The following is a 6,084-nucleotide window of genomic DNA, read 5'->3' as shown; positions in this document are numbered from 1 at the left end:
TGCTGATCGTGGGCACCACGGGTGCCGGCAAGACGCGCGCCTTTGATCTTCTCGTCACCCAGGCCGTGTTGCGCGATGAGGCAGTCGTTATTATCGACCCCAAAGGCGACCAAGACCTGCGCCGGACCGCCGAGCGCGCCTGTGCCCTGGCCGGGAGACCCCAGCGCTTCGTCTATTTCCATCCGGCCTTTCCCGCCGCGTCCGTGCGCATCGACCCGCTGCACAGCTTCAGCCGGGCCACCGAACTGGCGAGCCGCGTGGCCGCCCTGATCCCGAGCGAGACCGGGAGCGATGCCGATAAAGCCCGGCAGGTCCTGGGCAACATCAATAATGTCGTGGCGCTGCGGGTGCTCGATGCGGAGACGCAGAAATATATTGCGGAGAGCCTGCCCATGGCCCGTGTGGTGAGCATCATGGCCGCCCACGGCAGCACCACCGATTCCACCAACCCGCTGCTCTACACCGGCAACACCGGCGAGCGGTTGATGGAGGAGGAGGTCGACCTGTTCCCCCCGGCGCTCTTGGGTCAACTGCCGAACTTCGAGTATGTCGCGTTGTGGTCGGGGGGACGGGTCTCAAAAGGACGGCTCCCGATTCTTGGTGCGCCGCGAGCCGCGGTCGGTACCATGCCGGACGCTCCGATGGTGGCTGACGTGCCGCCAACGCCGCCGTCCGAGCCGAACACCGCGGCGGTTTCCGAGTGAGCGCCGCGAAGGTGGGCAGACAACACCTCAATGCGGTCCTCACGCGCCGCGCCCAGCGCGACGCGCTGACTCAGATCGAGATCGCCTGGCCGGATAGCCGGGCACTGCTGGAGCGCTTGGCGGTCGGGCTCAGCACCTGCTATGCGATTGACCGCCTGCACGCACGGCTGGACCTCATTGTCAGCCAGGCGATCACCGCGTATGGCGCCGCGAAACACGCCCGGCAGTCCGATCGCGACCGCTTCCGTGCCTTCATCGCGGGGATCGCGGCCGTGCTGGAGCCGGACGAACATCGGGCCTTGGCCATGGCCCTGACGCACGCCCAACGGCGCATCATCGGCCGGCAGTTGTCCGTGGTGCCGGCGCGCGCCGGGCGTGACACCGATGCTGGATAACAGTCACGACAGCCAGGAGGGCCAAGGCGTCTGGCTCTGGACCATTGCCGCCGGGCTGATCCTGTTCATCATGGAGTTTCTGTTGTTCGCCGCGATGGTGCCGAGCGACTGGGAACGCCGCGTGAATCAAGAGGAACTCGCGGCGTTGGTCCAGGCGGTAGGCCCCCGCAGTGCGAACGCCATCCTCGATCGCGCGGCCGGCTGGTATGACGCCGCCTTCATCCAAACCCGCCTCCAGCAATACAGCTACCGCCTCCTGCTGCCCGATCCGCACACGCCGGCCTACGGCATGGAGCCCCTGGCCACCAACCCGATCTGGCCCTGGTTGCGGGGTCGCTTGGATGTGATCTGGGGTGCGCTCGCCCTGGCCCTGCAACGCGTGGCGGTCCTGTTTTCCTGGTGGCCGTTTTTCCTGATGTTGTTCCTGGCCGCCTGGGGTGACGGCTGGGTGCGCCGGCGCATCCGCCAACACAGCTTTGCCTACGCCAGCCCGCTGGCCCATGCGCTCTCCTTGCGGGTGATCGTCTGGCTCCTGGTGGGCGTCGGCACGCTCTTCCTGGTCCCGATCGTCTTGCCGGCGATGGGTATGCCGATCGTCGGGGCGATTGTTGCCGCGCTCTTCGGGCTCGCGCTCGCCAACACGCAGAAACGCTGGTAGCGCGCGGCACCTCCCGCATTCCCCCCTCCAAACTGCAACCTTGGGCGCTCACGGCCCGGGGGTGTTGCCTGGCATCATCACGGGTCAGAAGATCACCCGGGGGAAACCATGAAGCCGCAACTCGAAATGCCGAAATATGTCGATGATCCACCTCACCTGCTGCTGTGGCGTATCGACGACCTGGCGCCGATCGTCCTCATGCTGGTGGTTGGTATCCTGGCCGACCGGTTGGGCATGTTTGTACTGATCGGCCTGCTGCTCGTGCGGTTCTACTCCAAGTACCGGGAGAGCCGACCGGATGGACATGCCCTGCACGCCCTGTACTGGTTCGGCCTCCTGCCCATCAAGGGACGGACCACGCCGAACCCCTTCTGTCGGCGGTGGTTACCGTGACCCTGCAACGGTTCCTGTCCACCTGGGACGGGGTGAATCGCGAAAATCGTTTCAACCGGCTATTCATCCTACTGCTGATCGCGGCGAATATCGCGCTGGCCGTCACCCTGATCCAAACCGACCGCACGGTCGTCCTGGTCCCGCCGACCCTGGAGCACGAGGTCACGATCGGGCGCAATTCGGCCAGCCAGGAAGCCAAAGACGTGTGGGCGCTGTTCGTGGTGGAGCTGTTGGGCCATGTCACCCCCAGCAATGCCAATTTCCTGATCACCGCGCTGGACCCGCTGTTGGCGGCGGCCATCCGTCAGGAGGTCCTCAAGGTCCTGGACGAGCAGACCACCGCGATCAAACGCGAGAACGTCAGCCTCTCCTTTGAGCCCGGCGCCATTACGCATGACCCCAAGAACGACAACATCTACATCACCGGCAAACACGTCACCACCGGTCCCGGTGCGCAACCGGTTGCGATCGAGCGGACCTACGTCCTACGCATCATCTTCCAAAACTATCGCCCCCGCGTGGCGTACCTGGATGTCTATCCGGGTCCCGCGCGGCTGAGCACCGAACCCCCGAAACCGCCGAGCGCCCCTCGGGGAGACCCATCGTGACCCACGCATTTCCCCGCCGTCTCCTCAGCGCATTGCTCGCCAGCCTCCTGGTGGGTACCGTGAAGGCGCAGCCCGCCACGGGGATCGAACTCCCGGCGGTAGCGCCGACGGTGCTGCTGGATGGCGGCCAGCAGACCAACACGGAGCCGCCGAAGGCACCTGCACCATGGGTCCCACCAGTGGTCCCGGCAGCGGTCCCGGTCCCACTGGCCATTCGCCAGGTCGTTGGCCAGGGGGAGGTGCGGCCGGCCGCCAGTTCCGCCGCGAGTCCCGCCGCGAGTCCGCCATCCGCCGCCCGCTTTCAGCGCGTCGCGCTGGGACCCCGCCCACCCTCCGGCGGGCTGGAACTGGGACCGCGCAATGTCTCGGTCGAGCCCGGTACAACGGCGTTGATCGAGGTGGCCATCGATCATCTGAACCGGATCGTCACCCCCTTTGCCACCCCCGTGGTGCATACCGTGTCCAATGCGAGCACGACGGTCGATGGTCGGGTAGTCTATCTGGCCACCGCCAGCGAGGAGCCGGTCGCGCTCTGGATCACCGATGGCAGCGGCAACGAGACCGCGCTCTCGCTCACCCTGGCCCCGCGCCACGTCCCACCCCGCGAGGTGCGGGTCACCGTTCCGGGGTATCGGCCCAAAGAGCGCCCCACGCAGACCACCGCCCCGGCGGCCAGCGAGGGCCCAGCCGCGAGCAGCGATGGGTTCGATGCGGCGGCTTACGTCGAGGGCCTCACCGACCTGTTGCGGGCCATGGCCCAGCGGCGCCTGCCGACGGGCTTCCAGGTCAGCAAGACCAATGCGCCGTCGGTCCGGTGTCTGCCCGGGCTCAAGGTGCTCAACACCCAACTCGCCGAGGGGCCGAGCGCGCGCGTGGTCACGGTGGGCGTGCGGAACACCGGGTCGCGGACCATCCCCGCCAACGAGTCGGCCTGTGATGTTGGTCAGGTGGTGGCCGCGGTCGGTGCCTGGCCGTTAAAGACCCTGGCGCCGGGCCAGGAGACTGAAGTGTTGCTGGTCCTGCAGCAGGGCGCCGCGCGATGAGCCTCAAGACGCAGTGGAACGCCCTCTCGCCCAAGGTCCAGCGCTGGGCGATGTTCGCCGCCGCAGGGGGCGGGCTATTTGCGTTGGCCGCGCTGAGCGTCAGCACCGTCAAGCCGCTGGAGCCGGCGGCGACCCCCCAGGAACGCCTCGTCCGCAACCTGCTCACCGATACCGATCCGCGCACGATGGGGGTCGAGGGGCTGGCCACGCGGCTGGCGCGCATGGAAAAGCATGTCGATGATCTGAATGACAGTCTGGCGCTGAGTAAGAAAGCCACCGACGCGGCGGCCGCCAGTCCGGGCGATCCCGCCGCCCTTGACCAACGCCTCGCCATGGATGAACTGAAGGCCGAGGTGGCGGCGCTGCGGCAACAACTGGACGCGGCCAAGCAGGCGCCCACGGTGGTCACGCCACCGAGTGAGCGGGTGCCTGGCCGACCGGCCGAGCCGCTACCGGTGGTGCCCGCGCCCGTCCCCGTGCCGCCACGTCAGGAACGCCCGATCGAGCAGATGTTCACCCGCGCGCCGTCGCCGACCCTACCCGAGGCAGTCGCACCCGCCGGGGCGCGGGCGATGGACATTCGCGTCGTGACCGCCGCCCCGCCCAAGGTGGCGAGCGGGCCGACCGCCGCCGCCAAAGACGCCCTGTTCATTCCCGCCGGGACCATCTTGCGTGGTGTGTTCCTCAACGGGATGGATGCACCCACCGGGCAAGGGGCGCGCACCCAGCCGACCCCCGCGCTGATCCGGATCAAGGCCCAGGCCATCCTGCCGAACCGCTTCCGCGCCGATGTGAAGGAGTGCTTCGTGATCGTCGGGGGCTTTGGGGATTTGGGCTCGGAACGGGCCTACCTGCGCTCGGAGACCCTGACCTGCGTGCGTACCGATGGCGGTGTGATCGAGGTCCCGATCGACGGTTACGCGGTGGGCGAGGACGGCAAGGTCGGGGTCCGTGGCCGACTGGTGTCAAAGCAAGGCACCATGCTCGCCAATGCCATGCAGGCGGGCTTCCTCCAGTCCTTCGCGAAAGTGTTCACCCAGGTCCCGACCATTCCCCTGTCGGCGGCGGGCGCCGGTAGCCAGATGCAGTTTCAGTCGATGTTCTCGCCCCAGGCGGCCGAATCCGCGGTTGCCGGTGGGGTGGGCGGGGCGATGGAGAAGCTCGCCGACTTCTATATGAGGATGGCCGATCAGACCTTTCCGGTGCTCGAAGTCGATGCGGGACGGGCAGTGGAGTTGATCCTGAACAAAGGGGTCTCGCTGCGATTGAGTCGGGATGCGCCGGGGTGATGTGGGTGTGTGCTGTCTCGATGACAATGACGATTCAGCCGCACAGAAACGGCGTAGCCGCGGGCTGTCGCGGGCGGTCTCCTCGCCCGAGGGCAGGGGGCCGATGGGGGCTGGCAGGGGTGGCATATCGTTATTCGTGACCAATGTGCAGCCCAGGTACATCGTGTGTGCTGCAATCAGCAGGTCGTTGGATTCGATGGGGGTCCCTTGGGCCTCCAACTCGGTGCGGATTTCCGCATGCAGGTATTGGTGTCGAGCATCCAACGCATCAGAGGGCTTCCCGGGCCTGGGGTGGGGGCGCGTCGATAGCGTCGGGAAAATCCTCGGTGAGTCGCTGCCCCCGGGCGAAGTAGTCATCCCAGGAGTGCGGTTTGGGCGTCAGGACGATGCTGTCGCCCTCGCGATGGATCAGCACCTCGTCGGCATCGATCTCGAGGTCGCGAGGCAGCCGCATCGCCTGGTTGCTCCCGTTGCGGAAGAGCCGCGCGGTACGCACTTGGGCAGGATGCGGAGCGGATGCCCGAGGCTGGGTATCGATCATGAAATCACCTCTCGCCTATGTTGTACGCCTAGGCGAAGTCTAGCCGAAATCGTTCACAAGGGGGCGAGCAGATGCTTGCGGACGAAGGGGTCGGTGTCGGTATGGGCGGCCAGTCGGCTGATCAGTTCCCGGGTCGGCTCCAGACGGTCCGTGAGCGCGGCGGCCTGCTGTGCAACGCTCGCTGCCTGCCACACATCCCCGGCCTTGATCTCGTAGAACTGCCCCTTGGCCATCCTCGCGGGTGCGGTAGCTGAAATCGTCAAACACCCGACTGGCCTGCGCGTGCTCGTGATAGCGGTGCTCAGTCTCGCCCATGAATTCCTCTATATCAATGATAAAGAATCTATTTCTAGCCAGCCCAAGGACAAGCTGGACAGCGTTGGCCTCGCACCACGCCATCATGTCGTCGCGACAGAAGCCGCAATCACCGCGAATGATGATCTCCACCTGCCC

9 protein-coding genes and 2 pseudogenes are annotated in these 6,084 nt (G+C 66.6%); 7 read left to right on the top strand and 4 right to left on the bottom strand.

Annotated elements, in window-relative coordinates; genetic code table 11:
* The 7 genes from QZY44_RS08775 to QZY44_RS08745 all read left to right on the top strand — a co-directional run.
* Window positions 1-704, top strand: a 704-nt coding sequence (locus tag QZY44_RS08775) for a type IV secretion system DNA-binding domain-containing protein (RefSeq protein WP_295445166.1), incomplete at its 5' end; no start/stop codon positions are given.
* The gene (locus QZY44_RS08770; RefSeq protein ID WP_295445163.1) at window positions 701-1,099 is read left to right on the top strand and encodes a hypothetical protein; all 399 of its coding nucleotides are present in this window, start codon (window positions 701-703) and stop codon (window positions 1,097-1,099) included. The genes QZY44_RS08775 and QZY44_RS08770, both read left to right, overlap by 4 nt.
* Complete coding sequence (locus QZY44_RS08765; protein ID WP_295445160.1) at window positions 1,089-1,757, top strand: DUF4400 domain-containing protein; 669 nt, start codon at window positions 1,089-1,091, stop codon at window positions 1,755-1,757. Before QZY44_RS08770 ends, QZY44_RS08765 begins: the two co-directional genes overlap by 11 nt.
* Before the next feature lie 108 nt (window positions 1,758-1,865).
* Window positions 1,866-2,150, top strand: coding sequence for a type IV conjugative transfer system protein TraL (traL, locus tag QZY44_RS08760; protein ID WP_295445156.1), 285 nt, complete (start codon window positions 1,866-1,868; stop codon window positions 2,148-2,150).
* Entirely contained in the window at window positions 2,147-2,758 is a 612-nt protein-coding gene (locus QZY44_RS08755) for a TraE/TraK family type IV conjugative transfer system protein (RefSeq protein WP_295445153.1), read from the top strand. Before traL ends, QZY44_RS08755 begins: the two co-directional genes overlap by 4 nt.
* Window positions 2,755-3,801 carry a type-F conjugative transfer system secretin TraK gene (locus QZY44_RS08750; protein ID WP_295445150.1) on the top strand — a complete coding sequence of 349 codons (1,047 nt, stop codon included), beginning with the start codon at window positions 2,755-2,757 and terminating at the stop codon, window positions 3,799-3,801. The genes QZY44_RS08755 and QZY44_RS08750 overlap by 4 nt, the downstream gene beginning before the upstream one ends.
* Window positions 3,798-5,090 (top strand): TrbI/VirB10 family protein, encoded by a 1,293-nt coding sequence (locus tag QZY44_RS08745; RefSeq protein WP_295445147.1) that lies wholly within the window; start codon window positions 3,798-3,800, stop codon window positions 5,088-5,090. Before QZY44_RS08750 ends, QZY44_RS08745 begins: the two co-directional genes overlap by 4 nt.
* Window positions 5,091-5,219: 129 nt before the next feature.
* Here the strand turns inward: QZY44_RS08745 and QZY44_RS35710 are convergent.
* The 4 genes and pseudogenes from QZY44_RS35710 to QZY44_RS35705 all read right to left on the bottom strand — a co-directional run.
* A pseudogene (locus QZY44_RS35710) lies at window positions 5,220-5,330 on the bottom strand (VapC toxin family PIN domain ribonuclease); the annotation flags it as partial.
* A 28-nt stretch (window positions 5,331-5,358) separates the two neighbouring features.
* Window positions 5,359-5,631 (bottom strand): antitoxin, encoded by a 273-nt coding sequence (locus QZY44_RS08740; RefSeq protein WP_295445144.1) that lies wholly within the window; start codon window positions 5,629-5,631, stop codon window positions 5,359-5,361.
* A gap of 53 nt (window positions 5,632-5,684) precedes the next feature.
* Complete coding sequence (locus tag QZY44_RS08735; RefSeq protein WP_295445141.1) at window positions 5,685-5,864, bottom strand: hypothetical protein; 180 nt, start codon at window positions 5,862-5,864, stop codon at window positions 5,685-5,687.
* Between the two features lie 64 nt (window positions 5,865-5,928).
* Window positions 5,929-6,030, bottom strand: a pseudogene (locus QZY44_RS35705) (hypothetical protein); the annotation flags it as partial.
* Between the last annotated feature and the right edge of the window lie 54 nt (window positions 6,031-6,084).

Origin of the sequence: uncultured Thiodictyon sp. (assembly GCA_903837595.1) — a bacterium.
Lineage (GTDB): Bacteria > Pseudomonadota > Gammaproteobacteria > Chromatiales > Chromatiaceae > Thiodictyon.
Note: the sequence above shows the minus strand (reverse complement) of the source record. Positions and strands in the feature narration are given on the sequence as shown.

Bases quoted from the DNA above. Each gene is read 5' to 3' on its own strand.
- traL (WP_295445156.1), top strand. From the start codon at position 1,866: ATGAAGCCGCAACTCGAAATGCCGAAATATGTCGATGATCCACCTCAC.
- QZY44_RS08765 (WP_295445160.1), top strand. From the start codon at position 1,089: ATGCTGGATAACAGTCACGACAGCCAGGAGGGCCAAGGCGTCTGGCTC.
- QZY44_RS08735 (WP_295445141.1), bottom strand. From the start codon at position 5,864: ATGGCCAAGGGGCAGTTCTACGAGATCAAGGCCGGGGATGTGTGGCAG.
- QZY44_RS08740 (WP_295445144.1), bottom strand. From the start codon at position 5,631: ATGATCGATACCCAGCCTCGGGCATCCGCTCCGCATCCTGCCCAAGTG.
- QZY44_RS08745 (WP_295445147.1), top strand. From the start codon at position 3,798: ATGAGCCTCAAGACGCAGTGGAACGCCCTCTCGCCCAAGGTCCAGCGC.